This window comes from Aeromonas bivalvium (assembly GCF_046078285.1).
GTDB lineage: Bacteria > Pseudomonadota > Gammaproteobacteria > Enterobacterales > Aeromonadaceae > Aeromonas > Aeromonas bivalvium.
In genome coordinates, this window is record NZ_JBGXBV010000002.1 from 94,583 (window position 1) to 116,877 (window position 22,295).

Sequence of the window (22,295 nt, forward strand, 5' to 3'; positions counted from 1 at the left end):
CTTCCCCCTATGAGCTCATCACCAAGCTCACTTCCCGCGTCTTTATGGAGTATGTGTAGGCGAGTTGCCCCTCATCCCCAACCCTTCTCCCGCGAGGGGAGAAGGGAGAACAAAAAGGCCGCCCCGATAAGGGCGGCCTTTTTCATGGGCGTGTCCCAGAGACGAAAGAACAAGCCCCGCATAAGCGGGGCTTGGATTCAGGGAACGGTTCGGCGCTTAGCCGATGGTCATCAGGCTGGCGTTGCCACCGGCGGCGGCGGTGTTGACCGAGAGGGCGTGCTCGATGAGCAGGCGCTCCAGCGGGATGTCGGTCTCGCCGCGGTGCAGGCCGTGCACGCCTATGATGGCGCCGTTACGGGCCGCCTGGCGCGCGGCGGCGAGCTTGCTCACCTCCCGCAGCTGATCCGAGTCACCGTGGTGCAGCAGGGCATCGAAGTCCGTCTCCCCCGTGGCCCAGTCCGCCACCAGGGCGATGGGATCCCGCACCTCGGTCGGCAGGGAAGAGAGCAGGGAGCGGGTCTGGGCATCGTCCGGCAGCAGCACCTGGCTGCCGACCGCCAGACAGGCGGCCAGCTGGGCCAGCAGGTCTGCCTTATCTTCTGCCAGGCAGAGCACCCGTTCCCGGGGCAGCAGGCTGTAGCTGTTGCGCTCGCCGGTGGGGCCGGTCAGCAACTGGGTACGGCCGCTCTGGGAGAGTGCGGAGTAGTGATCGCACAGGGCGGCGAGGGCCGGATCCTGCTTGCTCGCCCAGTCGCGCAGGGCCAAGAGGGGGGCTTTCGCCTCGGCGTGCAGGGCACCGGACTCCTGATGCAGCTGGTTGGCCACCGCCTCCTGGGGACGGGCGCCGAGCAGGCGATACATGTAGAGCGGGCCACCGGCCTTGGGACCGGTGCCGGAGAGCCCTTCGCCGCCGAACGGCTGCACCCCGACCACGGCGCCCACTATGTTGCGGTTGACGTAGAGGTTGCCGACCTTGGCGGTGTTGACCACCTGGGCGATGGTCTCGTCGATGCGGGTATGAACCCCCAGGGTCAGGCCGTAGCCGCTGCCGTTGATCTGCGCGAGCAGCTCCCCGAGCCGGGTGCGCGGGTAGCGGACCAGGTGCAGCACGGGGCCGAACACTTCGCGTCCCAGTTCGTCCAGGCTGTCGAGCTCGATCAGGGTCGGCAGCACGAAGGTGCCGCGGCTGCAGGCATCCCCCTGGGTGCGAGCGATCTGGTGCACCTTGCGCCCCTTGTCGCCCATGGCCTTGATGTGGCGCTCTATGTTGGCCTTGGCCTCGGCGTCGATGACGGGGCCGATGTCGGTGGAGAGGTGCTCGGGGCTGCCGACCTTGTACTCGGCCATGGCGCCCTTGAGCATCCGGATCACCCGATCCGCCACGTCATCCTGCACGCACAGCACTCGCAGGGCGGAGCAGCGCTGACCGGCGCTGTCGAACGCCGAGGAGATGACATCCATCACCACCTGTTCGGTCAAGGCGGAAGAGTCGACGATCATGGCGTTCTGGCCGCCGGTCTCGGCGATGAGGGGAATGGTGCGACCCTGGGCGTCGAGGCGACCGGCCAGGTTGCGGGAGATGATGCCCGCCACCTCGGTGGAGCCGGTGAACATGACGCCGCGCACCCGTTCGTCCGCGATGAGGGCCGCGCCCACGGTCTCACCGCGGCCCGGCAGCAGTTGCACCGCACCGGCGGGTACCCCAGCTTCCAGCAGGATGCGCACCGCTTGCGCCGCGATGAGGGGGGTCTGCTCGGCAGGCTTGGCCAGCACCGTATTGCCGGCGGCCAGGGCCGCGCACACCTGGCCGCTGAAGATGGCCAGCGGGAAGTTCCAGGGGCTGATGCAGACCACGGGGCCGAGCGGTCTGTGGGTGTCATTGGCGAAGTGGTTGCGCGCCTGGGCGGCGTAGTAGCGCAGGAAGTCCACCGCCTCGCGCACCTCGGCGATGGCGTTGGCGAAGGTCTTGCCGGATTCGCGCACCAGCAGGCCCATCAGGGGTTGCAGCTCGGACTCCATCAGATCGGCGGCGCGCTCCAGCACGGCGGCCCGCTCGGCAGGGGGGGTCGCTTGCCAGATCTGGCCGCTCGTGAGGGAGCAGGCGAGAGCCTTGTCCACCTGCGCTACCGTGGCTTCGGTCACCTGACCGACGACATCGCGGTGATCCGCCGGGTTGACCACGGGTTGGAACTGGGTCGGCGCCTCGGTGTCGCAACCCAGAATGGGCACGGCCTGATAGACGGTGTTGGTGCTGGCGAGCAGGGCGGCGGAGAGTGACCCCAGGCGGTGCTCGTTCGCGAGATCCAGACCTGCAGAGTTCGGGCGCGCCTCGCCGTAGAGATCCCGGGGCAGGGGGATGCGAGGATGGGGCAGACCCAGGGCCCCTTCACGGGCGGCCATCTGCTCGATCTGCTGCACCGGATCCTGCACCAGATCCGAGAGGGAGATGTTGTTGTCCGCGATGCGGTTGACGAAAGAGGTGTTGGCCCCGTTCTCCAGCAGGCGGCGCACCAGGTAGGCGAGCAGGGTCTCGTGGCTGCCCACCGGGGCATAGATGCGGCAGGGGCGACCCAGCTTGCCGTCGGCCACCTTGCCGACCACCTGTTCGTAGAGCGGTTCACCCATGCCGTGCAGGCACTGGAACTCGTACTGGCCCGGGTAGTAGTTCTGACCCGCCAGCTGATAGATGGCAGACAGGGAGTGGGCGTTGTGGGTGGCGAACTGGGGATAGATGGCCTCGGGCACCGCCAGCAGCTTGCGGGCGCAGGCGAGGTAGGAGACGTCCGTGTAGGGCTTGCGGGTATAGACCGGGTAGCCTTCCAGCCCTTCCTGCTGGGCGCGCTTGATCTCGCTGTCCCAGTAGGCGCCCTTCACCAGGCGGATCATCAGGCGGTGACGGCTGCGCTTGGCGAGATCGATGACATAGTCGATCACATAGGGGCAGCGCTTCTGGTAGGCCTGGATGACGAAACCGATGCCGTTCCAATCGGCGAGGGACGGATCGAAGCAGAGTTTTTCCAGCAGATCGAGGGAGATCTCCAGCCGATCGGCCTCCTCGGCGTCGATGTTGATGCCGATGTCGTACTGCCTGGCGAGCTGGGTCAGCCCCAGCAGGGTGGGGTAGAGCTCCTCCATGACGCGATCGTACTGGGCGCGGCTGTAGCGCGGATGCAGGGCGGAGAGCTTGATGGAGATGCCCGGCCCCTCGTAGATGCCGCGACCGTGGGAGGCCTTGCCGATGGCGTGGATGGCCTGCTCGTAGGAGGCGAGATAGCGTTTTGCGTCCTCCTCGGTCAGGGCCGCTTCCCCCAGCATGTCGTAGGAGTAGCGGAACCCCTTGCTCTCCATGCCGCCTGCGTTCGCCAGCGCCTCGGCGATGGTCTCGCCGGTGACGAACTGCTCACCCATCAGGCGCATCGCCATGTCGACGCCCTTGCGGATGAGCGGCTCACCCCCCTTGCCGATCAGCCCCTTGAGGGAGCTGTTCATGCCCGCCTCGTTATGGGTGGCCACCAGCTTGCCGGTGATGAGCAGGCCCCAGGAGGCGGCGTTGACGAACAGTGAGGTGCTCTGGCCCAGGTGCTGGCTCCAGTTGCCGCCGCTTATCTTGTCGCGGATCAGGGCATCCCGGGTCGCCTTGTCGGGGATGCGCAGCAGCGCCTCCGCCAGGCACATCAGGGCAACCCCTTCCTGGGAGGAGAGGGAGAACTCCTGCAGCAGCCCCTGCACCAGGCCCTGACGGCCGCTGGCGCTCTTCTGGTTGCGCAGCTTCTCGGCGATGCCCATGGCCAGCTTCTGGGTCGCGTCAGCCTTCTCCCTGGGCAGACGGGCCTGCTCCAGCAGCATGGGGACGGCCTCGGTCTCGGGGCGACGATAAGCCCCCGTGATGGCGGCCCGCAGCACGGACTGGGGCAGAATGCTCTCGGCAAACTCGAGGAAGACCTGGATGCCCTGCTCGGTCAGGGTCTCGACGGCCTCTTCCCCGGCGGCGGCAGCCAGCCCGGAGTGCTCGGGCGGGGTCAGACCGCGATCCAGCTGCTCCAGATAGGTGAAGATGGCTTGCTTGATCAGCCAGTGGGGGGTGCGATCCAGGGTCTGCGCAGCCTGCTTGAGGCGGTCGCGGGTCGCTTCATCGAGTTTGACGCCGAGGGTGGTAGTGGCCATGGGACTTCCTGTGTCTAGAAGGTAACAATATTACCGGACGGTTAAATTTCGCCGATGATGGTGCAACCAGGTGCAACCTTCAAGCAAGAAATTTTAATGTATTGGTTACATTGTTGAATTCTTCCATGAATCCGGTCTCCATCAGGCTCTCTTCAAATCTGCCGCTTGTCCCCTTTTCACAGCATTATTAATGGGTTGGCAATGCACCTTATGAATGCTGGATATGAGGTGCAACCTTTTGCAAATCGGGTTGCGTTTTTTGCTGGTGCGACCGAAGCGAGGCCAGCGAGCGGGCCATTCCCTGCACCCCATGCGGGGAGGGGCGCCGGATCGCCACCTGACAGCACCCCGTGCTCTTCTATGCTGTTAGCTGGCCACAGGGGCCAGCTATTGGTGATCAAGGAGAAACCCATGGCGCGTGTCAGTACCTATCTCAATTTTGCCCGGGAGACGGAGGCGGCCTTCCTCTTCTATCGGGAGGTGTTCGGCGGCGAGTTTGACGGCCCCATCCACAGGTTCAAGGAGTCTCCGGGTTGCCCGGGCCAGCCCCCTCTGTCACAGGAAGACGGGGAGCTGGTGATGCATGTGGCACTGCCCATCCTCGGCGGCCACGTGCTGATGGGCACGGATGCCCCGGCCAGCATGGGGTTTACCCTGGTGCAGGGCAACAACAGCTACCTCAACCTGGAGCCGGACAGTCGGGCCGAGACCGACCGCCTGTTTGCGGCCCTGGGGGAGGGGGGCCAGGTGGAGATGCCGCTGGCGGAGATGTTCTGGGGCGACTATTTCGGATCCCTGGTGGACAAGTTCGGCACCCGCTGGATGTTTAACTGCCAGAGCAAGACCTGACGGCAGATCTGCAATGAAAAGGGCGCTATGGCGCCCTTTCTGCTGGTAACCGCCTCCATTTACCTGGTCCCTCCATCTGGGTAGGCACCGGTATCTGACTCCCAGAGGGCTGAGATGGCCTATGGCTGCCGACCCACCATGTCGGCGGGCACCACCCAGGCGTCGAACTGCTCCGCGCTGAGGTGGCCCGAGGCGATGGCCGCCTCCCGCAGACTCAGCCCCTGATGGTGCGCCAGTTTGGCGATCTCGGCCGCCTTGTCATAGCCGATATGGGGGTTGAGGGCCGTCACCAGCATCAGGGAGCGGGAGAGCAGTTCGTCGATGCGCGCCCGGTTCGCAGCGATGCCCACGGCGCAGTGATCGTGGAAGCTCTGCATGCCATCCGCCAGCAGCCGCACGCTCTGCAGGAAGTTGTAGGCGATCATCGGCCTGAACACGTTGAGCTCGAAGTTGCCGCTGGCCCCGCCGATGTTGATGGCCACGTCGTTGCCCATCACCTGGGCGCAGAGCATGGTGAGTGCCTCGCTCTGGGTCGGGTTGACCTTGCCCGGCATGATGGAGGAGCCGGGCTCGTTCTCGGGGATGATGAGCTCCCCCAGCCCGCTGCGGGGGCCGCTCGCCAGCCAGCGCACGTCGTTGGCGATCTTCATGAGAGAAGCCGCCAGCGTCTTGAGGGCGCCGTGGGCGTAAACCTGGGCGTCGCTCGCCGCCAGGGCCTCGAACTTGTTCGGCGCCGTGACGAGGGGCAACCCCGTCTGGCTGGCGAGCTCCCTGGCCACCGCCTCGGCAAAGCCGGGGGGGCAGTTCAGACCGGTGCCCACCGCGGTGCCGCCGAGCGCCAGTTCGCACAGATGGGGCAGGGCGGCCCGGATGTGACGCTCACCCTGTGCGAGCTGGGCGACCCAGCCGGAGATCTCCTGGCCCAGGGTGAGGGGGGTGGCGTCCTGCAAATGAGTGCGGCCAATCTTGACGATGTCGTCGAAGGCGGCGGCCTTGTCGGCCAGGGTCTCTCTGAGGGTGATGAGGGCTGGCAGCAGCTGGCCCCTGATGGCGGTGACCGCCGCCAGGTTCATGGCACTCGGGAAGACGTCGTTGCTGGACTGGCTCTTGTTCACCTCGTCGTTGGGATGCACCAGACGCCCCTCTCCCCTCGGGCCCCCCAGCAGTTCGCTGGCCCGGTTCGCCAGCACCTCGTTGAGGTTCATGTTGGTCTGGGTGCCGGAACCTGTCTGCCACACCACCAGGGGAAACTCCTCATCATGGCGCCCCGCCAGCACCTCGGCGGCGGCGGCCATGATGGCCTCGGCCACCTGATAGTTGAGCAGGCCCAGGCTCAGATTGGCTCGGGCGCAGGCCTGCTTGATCCGGGCCAGGGCATGAATGATCGCCATGGGCTGGCATTCTCCCGAGATGTTGAAGTGGTGCAGGGAGCGCTGGGTCTGGGCCCCCCAGAGCCTGTCCGCTGGGACGGCTATCTCTCCCAGGCTGTCTCGTTCCATCCTGATGTTCATGGGGATTCTCCTGCCGATGAGAGGGGTGTTCCCCAGCATGAACCCAAACGGCGGTCGGGGCCAGCTTGCACATGACACTGTATTGCTTATAATAAGTAAAGCTTACTATATAGGTTGCGTACTATGAGCCAACAACCCGACACCCTTGGCTTTCTCATCGGCGACGTCCAGCGTCTGATGCGCCGCCAGTTCCAGCAGCAGCTGGAAGGGAGCTGCCTTACCCTGGCCCAGGCCCGCGCCCTGGTGCACATCGCCCGCAGCGAGGGGATCCGTCAGGTGGATCTGGCGGATCGGCTCGATATCCAGCCCATCACCCTGGCCCGCCAGCTCGATCAGCTGGCGGAGAGCGGCCTGGTGGAGCGGCGCAGCGACCCCCATGACAGACGAGCCCATCAGCTGTTTCTGACCGAGGCCGCGACCCCCTATCTGGCGATGATCAAGCAGGCCTCGGATCAGGTGCATCAGAGAGCCATCGGCGAGCTGGGGGAGGAGGCGACGGATGCGCTGTGCCGCTCCCTCAAGATCCTGCGTACCAACCTGGGCCACCTCTGATGTTTTCCTGTGATGCCAACCAACGTGGAGCCATATCATGACCACTGATTCCCCCTCTTCCTCCCGTCCCGCGGCCAACCGACGCCGTACCCGCCTGCTGTTGCTGGTGGTGGTGCCGGCGCTGGCCCTGCTCGGGGCGGGCGCCATCTATCTGCATGGCGGACGCTATGTGGAGACGGACAACGCCTATGTGAAGGCGGACAAGGTGCCCATCAGCACCGAGGTGCTGGGCCGGGTGGCCAAGGTGTTCGTCGCCGAAAACCAGCAGGTCAAGGCCGGTCAGCCGCTGTTCGAACTGGATCCCGAGTCCTTCCAGGTCGCCGTGACCAAGGCCGAGGCGGAACTCGCCAAGGTGCGCACCGACCTGGTGGCGCTGCAGACCAGCTATCGCGGCCAGCAGGCGGAGATTGCCGTGGCCCGCACTCGCCATGCCTATGCCCTGAAGGAGGAGCGTCGTCAGGCGGATCTGGTGGCCAGGCACTTCACCTCCACCGCCAACTACGATGACGCCCGCCAGCTCACCATACAGACAGGCCAGCAGCAGGTGGCGCTGGAGGAGGGACTCAAGAAGATAGAGGCTTCCCTCAGCGGCGACGTCAACCTGCCGGTGGAGCAGCAGCCCGCCTACCGGGAAGCCGCCGCCGAGCTGGCCAAGGCCAGGCTGGATCTGGCCCGCACCACCATCTATGCCCCCGCCAACGGCATCGCCAGCCAGCTGCCCAAGCCCGGCCAGTACAGCATAGTGGGCATGACCGCCATGATGCTGGTGGAGACCGACACCCCCTGGGTGGAGGCAAACTTCACCGAGACGGAGCTGACCCATGTGCAGCCGGGTCAGAAGGTGGACATCAGCGTGGACACCTACCCGGACGCCCGCTGGCACGGGGTAGTGGAGAGCCTGAGCCCGGCCACCGGCTCCGAGTTCTCGGTGATCCCGGCCCAGAACGCCACCGGCAACTGGGTCAAGATCGCCCAGCGCGTCGCGGTGCGGATCAAGCTGGAGGAGGGGGCGGATCTGCCCACCCTGCGCGCCGGCCTGAGCGCCACCGCCGAGATTGACACCGGCCACCAGCGCACCCTGCCCGGCCTGTCAGGTCGAGGTTGATATGACGAGTGCAGCCACAGGGCAGGCCGGCCAAGTCTCCCGCCGCACCTTCATCACATTGTCGGTGATGCTGGCCACAATCATGCAGGCGCTGGACACCACCATCGCCAACGTGGCCCTGCCCCACATGCAGGGTGCCATGGGGGCGACTCAGGATCAGATCTCCTGGGTGCTCACCTCCTACATAGTGGCGGCCGCCATCTTCATGCCGCTGACCGGTTTCATCTCGGCAAGAATTGGCCGCAAAAGACTGTTCATGTGGTCGGTGGCGGGCTTTACCGTCGCCTCCATGCTGTGCGGCGCGGCCCAGAGCCTGGATCAGATAGTGCTGTTCCGTCTACTGCAGGGGATCTTCGGCGCCAGCCTGGTGCCCCTCTCCCAGGCGGTGCTGCTCGATACTTATCCCCCCGAGAAGCACGGCTCCGCCATGGCGATGTGGGGCGTAGGGGTCATGGTGGGCCCCATCCTGGGGCCGTCTCTCGGGGGCTGGCTCACCGAGTACTACAACTGGCGCTGGGTCTTCTACATCAACCTGCCGTTCGGCCTGCTGGCCTGGTTCGGGCTTGCCGCCTTCATCGAGGAGACGAAGATCGATGCCAGCCGCCGGTTCGATCTGCTGGGGTTCGCCCTGCTCAGTCTCGGCATAGGGGCGCTGCAGATGGCGCTGGACCGCGGGGAGTCCCAGAACTGGTTCGCCAGCCGGGAGATAGTGATCGAGACCGCCCTGATGGTGATGGCCTTCTATCTGTTCGTGGTGCACATCTTCACCCACAAGCATCCCTACATAGAGCCGGCCCTGTTTCGGGATCGCAACTTCAGCGTCGGCCTGGTGTTTATCTTTATCGTCGGCATCATACTGCTGGCGACCATGACCCTGCTGCCCCCCTTCATGCAGGGGTTGATGGGCTATCCGGTGATCGATGTGGGCTACCTGCTGGCCCCGCGCGGGGTGGGGACCATGTTCGCCATGATGCTGGTGGGTCGGCTGTCGGGCCGGGTGGATGTACGCATCCTGATCCTGCTGGGCTTGCTGCTCACCAGCCTCTCCATGTGGGAGATGACCCTGTTCAATACCGATATCGGCAGCTGGGACATAGTGCGCACAGGCATCATCCAGGGGCTGGGGCTCGGCTTCATCTTCGTGCCCCTCTCCACCATCACCTTCGCGACCCTGGCGCCGCGCTATCGCAACGAGGGCACGGCCCTGTTCAGCCTGGTGCGCAACATCGGCAGCAGCATCGGCATCTCTGTGGTGATCACCTACCTGGCCCAGCGCACCCAGATGAATCACGAGGTGTTCGCCTCCTACATCAATCCGTTCAACATGGCGCTGCATCAGAGCGGCGAGATCGCCAAGCTGGACACGGTCAAGGGGCTGGTGGAGCTCAATGGCGAGGTGACTCGCCAGGCCAGCCTGCTCGCCTACCTGCAGGACTTCCGCCTGATGATGTGGGTCAGCCTGTGCGCCATTCCGCTGGTGCTGTTGCTCAAGTCACCCAGACGAGACGGGAGCACCGGGGAGGGGGTACCCCTGCTGGATTGATGCTGATAGAGTCTTGTCGGACAGGGCCGGATGGATATCCCATGACGGTGTCTGCGGATCATCATGGTGCCCTGTTCATGGGGGCACGAGCACAAGGAGAGCGCAAGGATGGCGCGGTTGGCAAGAAATCTGGTATCCCATGGTCTGGTGGCTGTGCTGGGCTTCATGGCGGGCATCTATGCCTTGCCAATCCTGGTGGCGCAGTCTCATACCCCTGCCCAGGCGAGCCTGCAACTGGCCCAGGATGCCGCGCACTACCAGGGGACGTTTCGCCGGGAGCTGGCGGGCAGCGACCCCTTGCATTGGGCGCAGGGCAGGTTGTTCGTGGGTGATCATGCCATTGCCATGGTGGGGGAGATGGCCCCGGGGCCGGACTACAAGCTCTATCTCTCACCGACCTTCGTCGAGACGGAGGCGGACTTCCTGGCGCTCAAGGACAAGATGGCGCTGGTAGGGGATGTGCGCAGCTTCGACAGCTTCGTGATCTCCGTGCCCGGTCATGTCAATCCGGATACCTACACCACCGCCATCATATGGTGCGAGTCGTTTGGCAAATTCATCAGCGCCGCCCAGTATCAGGGCAGCGCCGGGTTGTGACCCCATGCCAGGTGAAAAGAGGGATGGCCCTGGCCATCCCTCTTTTCATTGCAGCGCCCCTGACTCAGATCTTGGGGGTGAAGGGGGTGAGGGCGGCCAGGGGAGCGGCGTCCTCATGCTCCTGGATCGCCTCGCCGTGCTTGAAGATTTTGAAGCCCTCGCCGCGCACGCTCCAGTACTCGACTGTCTCGCCGCTGATCTGCAGCAGGCTGGCTTCGCGCAGGGCCACCACGAACTCGCTCGGGTTGATGGCGCAGAACTCGGCGAGCCGCTCGTCCCGGGTCTCCCCCATGTGGCCGCTGATGCTGGCGTCCAGATAGTGGGGATTTATCTGCAGCGGGAACAGGCCCAGCGCCGGCAGCACGGCGGCGCTGCACACCGGCATGTCGTTGGTGGTGCGAATGCTCGGCGTCGCCACGTTGCAACCTGCGCTCCAGCCCACATAGGGCACGCCCCGTTCGCGCACGGCGCGCTGTATGGGCACTACCAGGCCGTATTCGTGCAGCAGCTGGTTCAGGCGCCAGGTGTTGCCGCCGCTGATGAAGATGGCGTCTGCCTGATGGATGGCCGCCACGGGATCGTCGAACTGGTGGATGCTGATGGTCTCCACCCCCAGGCTCTCGGTGAGATCCTGGGCGCGGGCATCCCAGTCGCTGCGGATCACCGCATAGGGGATGAGCAGGATGCGCTTGACCTGTTTGCGGGCGAGCAGGGTCTGCACCCGGTCGCGGGCCCAGCCGAGCAGGCCCGGGTGTTCTGTGGTTTTGCCGTTGCTGAGCAGAAGCAGTTCCATGATGTCTCCTCGAAATAATGCGCAGGACCTCGGTCCGTCCTGATAAAGGGAAGGGGCTACTCTACCCCCAAGACGGTACCGAGTGTGTGATCTCGCCGCGTTTTGTGTCCCGGGATTGGGTTTGCCCATGGCGTGGGCCAGTCAGGGCTGCCCGTTGACCGCCGCATAGCGCAGCATCAGCTCGGCCAAGGAGCCCACCTCTAGGCGCTTCATCAGGCTGGCGCGGCACACCTCGACGGTGCGCACCGAGATGCAGAGATCCTGCGCTATCTGCTGATTCTTGTGACCCCGGGCGATGAGCTGCAACAGCTGGTGCTCGCGGGGGGTGAGCCGCTCGAAAGCGTGTCGGTGGGCAAGCCGCGCCGCCGCGGCCAGGGTCGCCTGCTCGGCCCGCGCCATGGCGGCGAGCAAAGGGGCCAGCTGCACCGGCTTTTGCAAGAAATCCACCGCCCCCTGCTTGAGGGATTCCACCGCCAGGGGCACCTCACCGTGGCCGGTGAGAAACAGGATGGCGATGGGGCTTTGGGCCGCCTTCAGCCGCTGCTGCACCTCGGGGCCCGACAGCCCCGGCATGCGGCAATCCAGGATGAGGCAGGCGGGCAGGCGCAGATCGACCTCGGCCAGGAAGCGCTCGCCATCGGCAAAGCAGTGCAGCGGCCGCTCGTCACAGCTCTCCAGCATGAAGCGCAGGGAGTCGAGCACGGCCTGGTCGTCATCGACCAGGTAGAGGGGAGGGCGGTCAGTGGACTGCATATCAGCTCCTTGGATTGAGAGGGGACGCGGCCCCAGGCTGCTGCCGAGGGGCGGGCAGGGTCACCCGGGCCAGGCAGCCGTGGGGGTTCAGGTTGCTCAAGGCGAGCTGGCCACGATGAGACTCGACCACGTCCCGGCAGATGGCGAGACCCAGCCCCATGCCGTCGTCCTTGTCGCTGTGAAACGCCTGTTGCAGCCAGGCCTCTGGCATCCTCAGTCCGGGGCCGTTGTCGCGGATCTCCAGGACCAATAGCTCCGCCTCGAAGGAGACAAGCAGCTCGACCCGGCCCGGCTCAGCCCTTTGCGCCGCTGGACCGTCCGTTCGGGCCGCGCTCTCGGCGCCATTCTTGATGAGGTTCATCAGCAACTGCTCCACCCCGGTGCCATCCAGAGGGAGCAGGCGTGGCTGCCCCAGCCAGCGCAGGGTGAAGACGACCCCGAGGGGGGTCAACATCTGACCGAGCAGGGGTTGCAGCCCCTCCACCAGGGCGACCAGGTCCGTGGGCTCGGCTTGGCGGGGGCGCTTCTGCAGCCGGGATCTCAGCCGGTTGACGGTCTGGGTGATGCGCTGGACCTGGAGCCCTATCTGCTCAAGGGCCTGGCGCAGGGGTTCCTGGGAGGGATCCTGCCCCTGCCTCGCCAGACGCAGCAGGGCACCCTGGCTGTAGTTGGCGATGGCGGTGAGAGGCTGGTTGATCTCGTGGGCCACGTTGGCGCCGAGTTCACCGAGTTCGGCGAGGCGTCTGGCCTGCTCGAGCTGGCGCCCCTTCTCCTCGAGCTGCTGGCGGGTGGCGAGCAGTCGGCGCTGGCTGCGGTTGAACAGCCGTTGCAGCAGCAGGTGGTGACCGCCGAGCAGCAGCACCAGCGCCAGGGCGCCCCAGCCCCACTGCTGATGCTGGCGCAGCCAGTGCCAGGCCGATTGCCACCAGGGGCCCTGCAGGGGGTGGCGATCCAGCGCCTTGAGCAGGCGGTCGATGGCGAGCTGGCTGGTGGGCACTGTCCAGCCCGCCGAATCGGCGGCCATGGCCGCCTCGCTGTGTGCGGGCAGGTCGAACAGCGCTCGCGTCACCGCCAGGGCGAGCGCAGGGGAGGCCTGCTCCGTCTGGGCGAAGGCCCAGTTCGGGTAGAGCCGGGTCGAGCTCTGGCAGCCAAAGCCCGCCGGAGCCTGGTTGTCCAGCACCCTAAAATCCGAGGCGGCGACCTTGCCCTCTCGCACCATGCGCTCCAGCTGGCAGACCGGCACTATGGCGGCGGCGACGTCCCCTGCCGCCAGCTGCTCGATGAGCCTGTCCAGGGGGAAGCCGGTGAAGCGCACGGCGGAGAAGAAGCGCTCCAGCCTGATCCCCTGCATGTCTGCCTCGAAGCGGTAGGCGAGGTAGCCGCCGAAGGCGTTTTCCGACACGGCGGCGACCGGCTGCCCCTCGAGATCCTGCCAGTGCAGGTAGGGGGCATGGGCGCGCACCACCAGGGCGGCGCCGATGGCGAGGTTGTCACCCCCCGCCGGGCTCTTGAGGGTGGCGAGCCAGGCCAGTGGATACTGGCGCGCCAGGCTCACCGACTGGCCCGGGTTGGTGATGACAAAGTCGAGCCTGCTTTGCGCGACGGCCTCGGCCAGCGCATCGAGCTCCAGGGGCACCAGCGCGAAGCGCCGCGCTGGCACGCGCTCGTCCAGCCACGCCATCAGCGGCTGCCACTGTGCCCTGGCCAGCGCCGGGCCGCGGGTTGCCAGCACCCCTATGCGGACCGGCTCGCTCCGGGCCAGCGCCGACTCAGCCTGGGGCGGCACAGGCCCTGCCAGGGCGGGGGCGAGCCAGAGCCAGAGCAACAGGGCCGGCAGGGACTTGCGGGCGGGCGATGAGGGGGCGTGACGGAACAGGGCGCTCTCCTTGGGCGGCTGATGGGGAGGCCAGTCTATCACCGGGGCGATGTGCTGGGCCGCCCTGGCGCCGTGATGGGCGACGAATGGGGCTTTGGTCACAGTTTGGCGGTTATGGGGCCGGTTTTATTGCGCTGGATCAACCTGGCTCCCGGTATGTGGAAAACCACAATAGAGGCGACTTCCTGCGTTGCGGACAATCGGCCCAACCCCCTTTCGGGGAAGCCAGCTCAGCAGAAGGAAAGACGCCATGGAGCCCAGCAAGCGCCGATTGTTATCCGGGATCGCCGCCCTCACCGCAGGGGCGGCTCTGATCCCCGTGACTCAGGCCCAGTCCGTCCCCGTTCCCCGCAATGGGCGGGCGGCCATCAGTCGCGGGGACGGACGCAAGCGCTACGGCATGCTGATCGACTTGCGCCGCTGCGTCGGTTGTCAGGCCTGTACCGTGGCCTGCACCATGGAAAACCAGCCCCCCCTCGGCCAGTTTCGCACCACGGTCAGCCAGTACGAGGTGAGCGACGTGGCGGCCCTCGAGGCTCCCGCCTCCCTCTTGATGCTGCCGAGGCTGTGCAACCACTGCGCCGAGCCCGCCTGCCTCGATGTCTGCCCCACGGGGGCCACCTTCCAGCGCGACGACGGCATCGTCGTGGTCAACAACGACTGGTGCGTCGGCTGCGGCTACTGCGTGCAGGCCTGCCCCTACGACGCCCGCTTCATCAACCACGAGACCAACACCGCCGACAAGTGCACCTTCTGCGCCCACCGGCTGGAGGCGGGACTCTTGCCCGCCTGCGTGGAGAGCTGCGTCGGCGAGGCGCGCATCATAGGGGACTTAAACGATCCCAAAAGCCGGATCAGCAGACTGCTGCGGGAATACGAGCCCGCCATCAAGGTGCTCAAGCCCGAGGCCCATACCCAGCCGCGGGTCTTCTATCTCGGGATGGACGAGGCCTTCGTGAGCAAGATCGACGGCCATCCGCCGCTGCGCACCCTGCTCGGCGACGACGGCAAGGAGATAGCCCATGACCATTCATGAACTGCTGGCCCCGGCTCAGCCCATCACCTGGCTGCCCTGGGCGGTGCAATATTTCTTCCTCATCGGCCTCGCTTACGGTGCCCTCTGGCTCGGCGCCTTCGATCTGTGGCGCAAGGCGCAGGACCCGCGGTTGCAGACCCTGGCCGCCGTGTTGATGGTGGCAGCCGGCCTGGTGGCTCCCATCGCCCTGACCGCGGATCTGCACCAGCCAGCCCGGGCCTGGCACTTCTACGCCCAGACCCGCTTCACCTCCGTCATGTGGTATGGCGCCTACCTGCTGCCCCTGTTCAGCCTGCTCTCCATGCTGCTCGGCTGGCTGCTGATAAGGCCGAACCTGGCCAGGCGCGGCGAGGAGCATGACAGGGTGGCCGCCCTGGCGCGGCTGCTCTGCCTGGGAAGCTGGTCCGGCGATGCGTGGCTGAGGCCCCTTGCGGTGGTGGCGGCCTTGAGTGGTCTCAGCATCGCCCTCTACACCGGGCTCGAGACCATGGCGGTGCAGGCGCGCCCGCTCTGGCATACCCCCTGGTTGCCCTGGCTGCTGGCGCTGAGCGCCCTGCTGGCGGCCCAGAGCGCCCTGCTGCTGCTCAATCGCCTGCTGGCTGGCTGGCAGCAGCATACCGAGGCGGGGCTGCTGCGCCAGATCCGCCCGACCCTGGCCCTGCTCGCCCTCTCCCTGCTGGGCTGGGCCCTGTCTGGCGGCGCCTCGGCGGCTGAGGCGAGTGCCCTCTATCGGCTGGATCCCAGCTGGCGGCTGGCGGCCCACTGGCTGCTGCTGACCCTGGGGCTGCTCGGCCTGCTGCTGCTGGCTGGAGCAAGACTCTCCCCCCGCCTGCAAACCTGGGGCCTGGGGCTGCTGGCACTGCACCTGGTGTGGGGCCTGCGCTGGCTGGTGCTCATCCAGGGGCAGCTGGTCCCGAAATACGGGGCCGGGGTCTATCTCTACGACATCGCCTGGGGACCGGCCGGGGTGCTCGGCATCCTCGGCACCTTCGGCCTGCTGCTGGCCCTGCTGGTGGCGCTCTCAGAGCTGGTGTGCGCTCCGGCTCTGCCATCCGTCACCACTTCCTCTGCCACCCAGGCAGCCAACCCCCACTCCGCTCGCGAGGCACTCTGATGGATCACAGCAAACGCAAGTTTCTCAAAGGGGCCGCCATTGCCGGGGGCACAGGGCTCTTCGTGGCCGGTTACAGCGACACCCTCAAGCAGGTGGCGAGCGGGGTGGCCACCGGCAGCTCCGGCAAGCCGACCCGGGATCCCATTCACGGCAACTCGCTCGCCGTGGAGTACAGGGTCGACGAGAAAGGGGAGCTTCATCCCAATCCGGATCAGCGCCTCGCCAACACCATGTGCCTCGGCTGCTGGACCCTGTGCGGGGTGCGGGCCCGCATCGACAACGAGAGCGACAGGATAGTGCGCATCCTGGGCAACCCCTATCACCCGCTCTCGGCCCTGCACCACATCGACTTCAAGACGCCGGTCAAGCAGGCGCTGCTCGCTACCAGCGGCCATCAGGAAGGGGGGCTGGAGGGGCGCTCCACCGCCTGCGCCCGGGGCAACGCCATGCTGGAGCAGCTCGACAGCCCCCACAGGGTCACCCGCTGCCTCAAGCGAGTCGGCCCCCGCGGCAGCGGCCGCTGGCAGAGCATCCCCTTCGAACAGCTGATCGAGGAGGTGGTGGAGGGGGGAAATCTGTTCGGGGAGGGGAAAGTGGAGGGGCTGAGGGCCATCCGCAACCTCGCCGAGCCGCTGGACCCGGCGAACCCCGAATACGGCCCCAGGGCCAACCAGCTGCTGGTGAGCAACGCCTCGGACGAGGGGCGCGATGCCTTCATCAAGCGCTTCACCTTCAACAGCTTCGGCACCCGCAATTTCGCGAACCACGGCGCCTACTGCGGCCTGTCGTTCCGGGTCGGGGCCGGTGCCCTGCTGGACGATCTGGAGAAGAACGCCCACCTCAAGCCGGACTGGGACGAGAGCGACTTCCTGCTGTTCATGGGCACCTCCCCCCAGCAGTCCGGCAACCCCTTCAAGCGCCAGTCCCGCCAGCTGGCGGCGGGGCGGGCGCGGCAGGGCAAGCCGTTCTCCTACGTGGTGGTGGCCCCCAGCCTGCCGAACACGGTGAACCTGCCGTCCGCCCCCGCCAACCGCTGGCTGCCCATCCGGCCCGCCACCGACTCGGCCCTGGCCATGGCCATGCTGCGCTGGATCATCGACAACGAGCGCTACGCCGAGCCCTTCCTGGCGGCCCCCCATGCCGAGGCCGCCGAGCGAGCCGGTTATCGCGGTTTTTGCAACGCCAGCCACCTGGTTGTCTGCGACGAGTCCCACCCCCGCTTCGGCCAGATGCTGCGGGCAAGCGATCTTGGCTTGCCCTTTGATGGGGAAGCCTATGGGGAGGGGGATGCGGTGCTGGTGGTCGAGGAGGGGAGCGACGCGCTGAAACCCGCAGGCCAGTGTGAGCGGGCCAACCTCTGGGTGGCGCGCAGCATTTCGACTCCGGGCGGGGAGCTCAGGGTCAAGAGCAGCTTCCAGCTGCTGGCCGAGGCGAGCCGGGAGCACTCTCTCGAGCAATACAGCGCCGAGTGCGCCGTGCCGGTGAGCGACATCAAGGAGCTGGCGCGGGAGTTCACCAGCCACGGCACCCGGGCGGCGGTGATCTCCCATGGCGGCACCATGAGCGCCAACGGCTTCTATTCGGCCTGGGCCATCATGATGCTCAACGCCATGATAGGGAACCTCAACGCCCGGGGCGGCGCCGTGGCGAGCGGCGGCAAGTTCGATCCCTTCGGGGCCGGGCCGCGCTACGATCTGGCGAGCTTCCCCGGCATGGTCAAACCCGCCGGGGTCTTCCTGTCGCGATCCAAGTTCCCCTACGAGAAAACTTCCGAATATCGCCGCAAGCGCGAAGCGGGGCAGAACCCCTATCCGGCCCACGAGCCCTGGTTCCCGATCTCCGGCCCATTGCTCGGCGAGCATCTGACCGCGGCGGTGAGCGGTTATCCCTACCGCGCCAAGGTCTGGATCAACCACATGGGCAACCCCCTCTACGGTCAGGCGGGGCTCAGCCATGCCATAGGCGAGCAGCTCAAGGACCCTGCCGTGCTGCCGCTCTTTGTCAGCATCGACAGCTTCATCAACGAATCTTCGGCGCTGTCGGACTACATAGTGCCTGACACCCTGACCTACGAGTCCTGGGGCTGGGCCAGCGCCTGGCACGGGGTCATGACCAAGGTCTCCACCGGCCGCTGGCCCGTGGTGGAGCCAAGAGTCGCCAAGACAGCCTCGGGGGATCCGGTCTGCATGGAGTCCTTCTTCATCGCCGTGGCGAAGCGGCTGGGGTTGCCGGGCTTTGGCGAGGGGGCCCTCAAAGGGGCGGATGGCAAGCTGCACGCCCTGAACAAGGCGGCGGACTTCTCCCTCTACGGGGCGGCCAACGTGGCCTATCTCGGCGAGCCTGTGCCTGCCATAGATCCTGAGGATCTCGCCTGGTCCGGGGTGGAACGGATCCTGCCGGTGCTGAATACCACTTTGAGCGCGGAGGAGGCGGGCCGCGCTGCCTACCTCTTCGCCCGAGGCGGGCGCTTCGAGCCGGTGGCCAAGGGGCGCGATGAATCGGGTCAGCCGAGCAAGCGCTGGCCCAAGCCGTTGATGCTGTGGAACCCGGCGGTGGGCAGCCGGCGCCACAGCCAGAGCGGCCAATACTTGAGCGGCACCCCGCGCTTCTTCCGCCCCCAGCTCGCGGACGGCACGCCGCTGAGCGAGGCGTTCAAGCCGTCCCAGTGGCCCCTGCTGCTCACCAGCTACAAGTCCCACACCATGAGCTCCATGAGCATAGGCTCGGATCGCCTGCGTCAGGTGCACCCCAGCAACGGGGTGCGGCTCAACGTCCAGACGGCGGCGCGTCTTGGCATAGTGAGCGGGGACAGGGTGCGGGTCAGCACCCCCAATGGCAGCGTGATCGGGCTGGCGGAGTGCGTGGCCGGGGTGCAGGAAGATGCCATCGCCATCGAGCACGGCTTCGGTCACAAGGAGCTGGGGGCGCGGGCGCATTGGGTCGACGGCAAGGAGGTGGTGGCCAGCCCCTTGCGCGGCGCCGGGGTGAACCTCAACGATCTGGCGGTGCTGGATCCCAGCCGTCACGGCCGCTACCCCCTGGTGGACTGGGCCATCGGCTCCTCGGCGCGCCAGGGCCTGCCGGCCCGGGTGGAGAAGCTGGTGTAGCGCCAGAGGCAAAAAAAGCGGGGCTATCATGGCCCCGCTTTTCATTGAGTTACCCTGAACATCACTGGTCCAGTTCGAAGTCCACCCACACCAGGCGGTGATCCGAGCTGACCCCCTTGGCGATGCCCAGCTTGGCGTCATACACCAGGTGGTAGCCCGGCTCGAAGCTGGCGGGCCAGAACACCCCAGAGGCGATGGCATTGAGGTTGGCTGAGGGGATCAGGTGATCGAGCTGCAGGCCGCTGCTGCTGGTGATGCGCTCCGGGGTGGTGCGGTTGTTGTTGCGCTTGCACAGATCCGGCTGACTGGCGAGGCACTCCGGGCCCCCCTGGCTCACCGGGATCAGGGCGCCATTGGTGACCGCCTGATTGACCAGCACATGGTTGTGCAAGTCCTGGATGGCACTGAGATCCCCATCGCCTGCTTGCGGATCGGCGTTGAGATCCCCGGCGATGACGAAGCGGGCACCCTGTGGCAGGCCGCCCGCCTTGCCGGCGTCGTCCACCATGTAGCTGGCGCTCTCCACATAGTCTTGCCAGAAGGCGACCTCGGCCCTGTTGTGCTTGACGTTGTGGCGCGCCGCATTGCCAAAGATGGGGGGCGTCGGGTGGGAGATGAGGAAGTGGATCACTTCTTCCCCCTTGGCGGTCTTGACCCGCACCGGCACGTCAGCGTGGTTCTTGGAGGAGAGCGGGAACTGCGCCCAGGCGGCGTCGTCATACCAGGGCTCGCCGCACTGGCGGCCCGCCGGGATCGGCGCCCTGGGGTTGTTGCAGTCGTCGATGACGGGGTTCGTCTCGCCCGGCATGTCCTTCCACTTGAAGTGCTGGAAGGTGCGGATCCCCTTGGTGTCGATGGGATACTTCGACATCAGGGCGAAGGCGTACTGGCCGTGGTAGTTGCCAAAGCCCCAGGCGTCGTCCGGCCCGTTGTTGCGCTTGCCGTCCAGGTTGAGGTCGTGGCCGCTCATCAGCCCTGTGTTGGTGGCGAAATTCTGCATCACAGGGTAGCTGATGGCCTGCACCTCGCCGTGCTGGGCATGGGCCAGGTAGTTGTCGTTGAAGGCCTTGAGATCGGCTGTGCTCTCCCCCTTGCCGTCGTTGTCGAACTCGTTGAGCAGGAAGACATCCGGCCGGGTGCGCTGGATGATTTCGGCGATATTGCGGATCTGCTGCACGTCGAGGGCCCTGGTCTTCTCGGCGCCGCTCAAGGTGCCGTCGGCGAGGCGGGCCAACAGGGCATCCTGGGCGGCGCGGTCCAGCGCCAGTTCGCCGGAGAGCATGCCGGGGGCGGTGCGATCGAAGGAGAGGTTGAAGGTAGCGAAGCGAACCATGGGATCTGGGGCCTTGGAGTCATTGTTGCTGTGACAGCCTGCCATCAATCCGAGGGAAATGGCAGCGGCGAGCAGGGTCTTGGGGATCAGTTTCATTATATTTTCCGTAGCGACTATGAAGATTGCCCTTTTGCGGCGCGGGCATTATAGGGCGCGAACCCTGCAATTTGGTTTCAAGTGACTTCGATTGTGAGCCGTCTCACGGAGTGCGGCGGGGGCTTGGCCGGGGGCCCGCCCTCCTGTTCATGGAATAATCAGGCGGGGCGCGATAAGGTAAATGACGCAAAGGGTGGTAAAAGCGGCGCCCTGGGTGAGAAATCCCCCGTCTGGACGTTGAAATTTGCGCCTCGGCAGGGAAGAATGCGCACCAGCCGTGCCGCCGTGTTCATCAAGGGATGAACGGGCACCACCCTGACCTGGTTGACAGGAACACTCATAGGAATTGTATGAACGCCTTTAGTACCGCGGTTAGCACCGCCACCTCGGCCCTGCTGTGCAGTCTGATGCTGGTCAGCCAGCAGGCCGCCGCCGTTGAATATGCTCTGCCCGCGGCCAACAGCCGCCTGATCGGCGAGAACCAGGAATACGTGGTGCCCGCCGACAATCGCCCGCTGGAGCAGATTGCCGCCGACTTCCAGCTGGGGCTGACCAATATCATGGAAGCGAACCCCGGGGTGGATCCCTTCCTGCCGACGCCGGGCAGCACACTGGTGATCCCCCACCAGCTGATCCTGCCGGACGCACCGCGCCAAGGCATAGTGGTCAACGTGGCCGAGATGCGCCTCTATTACTATCCCAAGGGCAAGAAGGTGGTGCATGTGCTGCCCATCGGTATCGGCCAGCTGGGGGTGAATACCCCGGAAAACTGGGTCACCAAGGTGGAACGCAAGCGCGCCAACCCGACCTGGACTCCGACCGAGAACATCCGTCGCCGCTATGCTGCCCAGGGCAAGACACTGCCGGCGGTCTGGCCGGCCGGTCCGGACAACCCCATGGGGTTGCACGCCCTTTACATCGGAAACCTCTACGCCATCCATGGTACCAATGCCACCTTCGGCATCGGCCTGCGGGTGAGCAGCGGCTGCGTGCGCCTGCGTGCCGACGACATCAAGTACCTGTTTGACAACGTGCCGGTCGGGACTCGCGTCCAGTTCGTCAACCAGCCGGTCAAGGCCACGGTGGAGCCGGACGGCAGCCGCTACCTGGAGGTCCATGAGCCGTTGTCGCGCAGCGAGGCGGAGTTCAACTCCAATGCCCCCGTGCCCCTCAAGCTGACCGCCCCCATCAGCCGCTTCATCGCCAACGCCGAGAGCGACTCCGCGCTGGTGAAAGAGGCGCTGGAGCAGCGTTCCGGTATGCCGACTCGCCTCAATCCCGAGGCGTGATCGACTCCTCCACCAGAAACAACAACGGCGACCCCAGGGTCGCCGTTGTTGTTTCTGGTGGCCACTCAGGGGCCGGGCGGGGCATAGAGGGCGAGCCGGTTGCCTTCGGTATCCTCTATGATGACCCGGGAGCCATGGCCGCTGCCAATGCTGTGCAGGGGGGCCAGCACGCGCCCGCCAAGGCCGGGCACCAGCCGCTGCGCCTCTTCCAGCCGATCGCCCAGGGAAAGGTAGATGAGGGGGCCGGCGGAGCCGGGCTGGTGGTATTCATCCATGGGGCCGAGGCAGGCCGCCGCGTTGTTGCCGTCGTGGCGCAACATGGCGAAGCGTATCTCCTCCTGTACCGGCGTGACGTCCACGTCGAGCAGGGCGGCATAGAAGGCCATGGCGCGATCCAGATCCCGAGTCGGAATGTCGGCCCAGACCAGGGTATTGTCCATCTTCGTATTCTCCCGCGGTTTCCGGCCGATGCGACCGGTGGCTCCTTGAGGGTAGGAGTGGCTGAACAGGGGCGCCATCAATGAAAAAACGGCGCCATAAGGCGCCGTTTTGGCGTGGGGGAGAGCAGCCGTTTCTG

General features: G+C 66.1%; 16 protein-coding genes. 9 read left to right on the forward strand and 7 right to left on the reverse strand.

The window, feature by feature from the left end:
- Positions 1-216: 216 nt before the first annotated feature.
- Positions 217-4,164, reverse strand: a complete 3,948-nt coding sequence (gene putA, locus ACEUCR_RS07595; RefSeq protein WP_408789221.1) for a trifunctional transcriptional regulator/proline dehydrogenase/L-glutamate gamma-semialdehyde dehydrogenase — start codon at positions 4,162-4,164, stop codon at positions 217-219.
- Between the two features lie 411 nt (positions 4,165-4,575).
- Between putA and ACEUCR_RS07600 the strand changes: the two genes are divergently transcribed.
- Complete coding sequence (locus ACEUCR_RS07600) at positions 4,576-5,013, forward strand: VOC family protein (RefSeq protein ID WP_408775186.1); 438 nt, start codon at positions 4,576-4,578, stop codon at positions 5,011-5,013.
- A 119-nt stretch (positions 5,014-5,132) separates the two neighbouring features.
- Here the strand turns inward: ACEUCR_RS07600 and fumC are convergent, their stop codons facing one another.
- Positions 5,133-6,524 carry a class II fumarate hydratase gene (gene fumC / locus ACEUCR_RS07605; protein ID WP_408789223.1) on the reverse strand — a complete coding sequence of 464 codons (1,392 nt, stop codon included), beginning with the start codon at positions 6,522-6,524 and terminating at the stop codon, positions 5,133-5,135.
- Between the two features lie 123 nt (positions 6,525-6,647).
- Between fumC and ACEUCR_RS07610 the strand changes: the two genes are divergently transcribed.
- The 4 genes from ACEUCR_RS07610 (at position 6,648) to ACEUCR_RS07625 (ending at position 10,321) form a co-directional block, all read left to right on the forward strand.
- Entirely contained in the window at positions 6,648-7,076 is a 429-nt protein-coding gene (locus tag ACEUCR_RS07610; protein WP_408789225.1) for a MarR family winged helix-turn-helix transcriptional regulator, read from the forward strand.
- Between the two features lie 37 nt (positions 7,077-7,113).
- Positions 7,114-8,181: an HlyD family secretion protein gene (locus ACEUCR_RS07615; RefSeq protein WP_408789228.1), complete on the forward strand. Its 1,068-nt coding sequence runs from the start codon at positions 7,114-7,116 to the stop codon at positions 8,179-8,181.
- 1 nt (position 8,182) lies between these two features.
- A complete protein-coding gene (locus ACEUCR_RS07620) occupies positions 8,183-9,724 on the forward strand; it encodes a DHA2 family efflux MFS transporter permease subunit (protein ID WP_408789231.1) in 1,542 nt (513 codons plus the stop codon).
- 108 nt (positions 9,725-9,832) lie between these two features.
- Positions 9,833-10,321: a DM13 domain-containing protein gene (locus tag ACEUCR_RS07625; RefSeq protein WP_408775191.1), complete on the forward strand. Its 489-nt coding sequence runs from the start codon at positions 9,833-9,835 to the stop codon at positions 10,319-10,321.
- A gap of 64 nt (positions 10,322-10,385) precedes the next feature.
- On the opposite strand, the gene pepE is transcribed toward ACEUCR_RS07625, so the two are convergent.
- The 3 genes from pepE to ACEUCR_RS07640 form a co-directional block, all read right to left on the reverse strand.
- Positions 10,386-11,114, reverse strand: a complete 729-nt coding sequence (pepE, locus tag ACEUCR_RS07630; protein WP_408789234.1) for a dipeptidase PepE — start codon at positions 11,112-11,114, stop codon at positions 10,386-10,388.
- Between the two features lie 141 nt (positions 11,115-11,255).
- Positions 11,256-11,867, reverse strand: coding sequence for a response regulator transcription factor (locus ACEUCR_RS07635; RefSeq protein ID WP_408789236.1), 612 nt, complete (start codon positions 11,865-11,867; stop codon positions 11,256-11,258).
- 1 nt (position 11,868) lies between these two features.
- Positions 11,869-13,704 (reverse strand): sensor histidine kinase, encoded by a 1,836-nt coding sequence (locus ACEUCR_RS07640; RefSeq protein ID WP_408789642.1) that lies wholly within the window; start codon positions 13,702-13,704, stop codon positions 11,869-11,871.
- A 289-nt stretch (positions 13,705-13,993) separates the two neighbouring features.
- Between ACEUCR_RS07640 and dsrO the strand changes: the two genes are divergently transcribed.
- Genes dsrO through ACEUCR_RS07655 form a run of 3 tightly spaced genes read left to right on the forward strand, consistent with a single transcriptional unit; the run spans position 13,994 to position 19,000 of the window.
- Complete coding sequence (dsrO, locus tag ACEUCR_RS07645) at positions 13,994-14,779, forward strand: sulfate reduction electron transfer complex DsrMKJOP subunit DsrO (protein WP_408789239.1); 786 nt, start codon at positions 13,994-13,996, stop codon at positions 14,777-14,779.
- Positions 14,766-15,893: an NrfD/PsrC family molybdoenzyme membrane anchor subunit gene (gene nrfD / locus ACEUCR_RS07650; RefSeq protein WP_408789241.1), complete on the forward strand. Its 1,128-nt coding sequence runs from the start codon at positions 14,766-14,768 to the stop codon at positions 15,891-15,893. The genes dsrO and nrfD overlap by 14 nt, the downstream gene beginning before the upstream one ends.
- Positions 15,893-19,000: a tetrathionate reductase subunit A gene (locus ACEUCR_RS07655; protein WP_408789242.1), complete on the forward strand. Its 3,108-nt coding sequence runs from the start codon at positions 15,893-15,895 to the stop codon at positions 18,998-19,000. The genes nrfD and ACEUCR_RS07655 overlap by 1 nt, the downstream gene beginning before the upstream one ends.
- Positions 19,001-19,061: 61 nt before the next feature.
- On the opposite strand, the gene ACEUCR_RS07660 is transcribed toward ACEUCR_RS07655, so the two are convergent.
- Positions 19,062-20,429, reverse strand: a complete 1,368-nt coding sequence (locus tag ACEUCR_RS07660) for an endonuclease/exonuclease/phosphatase family protein (protein WP_408789245.1) — start codon at positions 20,427-20,429, stop codon at positions 19,062-19,064.
- Positions 20,430-20,779: 350 nt separating this feature from the next.
- On the opposite strand from ACEUCR_RS07660, the gene ACEUCR_RS07665 reads away from it, so the two are divergent.
- The gene (locus ACEUCR_RS07665; RefSeq protein ID WP_041992878.1) at positions 20,780-21,718 is read left to right on the forward strand and encodes a L,D-transpeptidase family protein; all 939 of its coding nucleotides are present in this window, start codon (positions 20,780-20,782) and stop codon (positions 21,716-21,718) included.
- 65 nt (positions 21,719-21,783) lie between these two features.
- On the opposite strand, the gene ACEUCR_RS07670 is transcribed toward ACEUCR_RS07665, so the two are convergent.
- Entirely contained in the window at positions 21,784-22,158 is a 375-nt protein-coding gene (locus ACEUCR_RS07670; protein ID WP_408789247.1) for a VOC family protein, read from the reverse strand.
- Positions 22,159-22,295 lie beyond the last annotated feature (137 nt).

What these genes read in the sequence shown, in the direction of transcription:
- putA (WP_408789221.1), bottom strand. Translation starts at nt 4,164, where the DNA reads ATGGCCACTACCACCCTCGGCGTCAAACTCGATGAAGCGACCCGCGAC.
- ACEUCR_RS07600 (WP_408775186.1), top strand. Translation starts at nt 4,576, where the DNA reads ATGGCGCGTGTCAGTACCTATCTCAATTTTGCCCGGGAGACGGAGGCG.
- fumC (WP_408789223.1), bottom strand. Translation starts at nt 6,524, where the DNA reads ATGAACATCAGGATGGAACGAGACAGCCTGGGAGAGATAGCCGTCCCA.
- ACEUCR_RS07610 (WP_408789225.1), top strand. Translation starts at nt 6,648, where the DNA reads ATGAGCCAACAACCCGACACCCTTGGCTTTCTCATCGGCGACGTCCAG.
- ACEUCR_RS07615 (WP_408789228.1), top strand. Translation starts at nt 7,114, where the DNA reads ATGACCACTGATTCCCCCTCTTCCTCCCGTCCCGCGGCCAACCGACGC.
- ACEUCR_RS07620 (WP_408789231.1), top strand. Translation starts at nt 8,183, where the DNA reads ATGACGAGTGCAGCCACAGGGCAGGCCGGCCAAGTCTCCCGCCGCACC.
- ACEUCR_RS07625 (WP_408775191.1), top strand. Translation starts at nt 9,833, where the DNA reads ATGGCGCGGTTGGCAAGAAATCTGGTATCCCATGGTCTGGTGGCTGTG.
- pepE (WP_408789234.1), bottom strand. Translation starts at nt 11,114, where the DNA reads ATGGAACTGCTTCTGCTCAGCAACGGCAAAACCACAGAACACCCGGGC.
- ACEUCR_RS07635 (WP_408789236.1), bottom strand. Translation starts at nt 11,867, where the DNA reads ATGCAGTCCACTGACCGCCCTCCCCTCTACCTGGTCGATGACGACCAG.
- dsrO (WP_408789239.1), top strand. Translation starts at nt 13,994, where the DNA reads ATGGAGCCCAGCAAGCGCCGATTGTTATCCGGGATCGCCGCCCTCACC.
- nrfD (WP_408789241.1), top strand. Translation starts at nt 14,766, where the DNA reads ATGACCATTCATGAACTGCTGGCCCCGGCTCAGCCCATCACCTGGCTG.
- ACEUCR_RS07655 (WP_408789242.1), top strand. Translation starts at nt 15,893, where the DNA reads ATGGATCACAGCAAACGCAAGTTTCTCAAAGGGGCCGCCATTGCCGGG.
- ACEUCR_RS07660 (WP_408789245.1), bottom strand. Translation starts at nt 20,429, where the DNA reads ATGAAACTGATCCCCAAGACCCTGCTCGCCGCTGCCATTTCCCTCGGA.
- ACEUCR_RS07665 (WP_041992878.1), top strand. Translation starts at nt 20,780, where the DNA reads ATGAACGCCTTTAGTACCGCGGTTAGCACCGCCACCTCGGCCCTGCTG.
- ACEUCR_RS07670 (WP_408789247.1), bottom strand. Translation starts at nt 22,158, where the DNA reads ATGGACAATACCCTGGTCTGGGCCGACATTCCGACTCGGGATCTGGAT.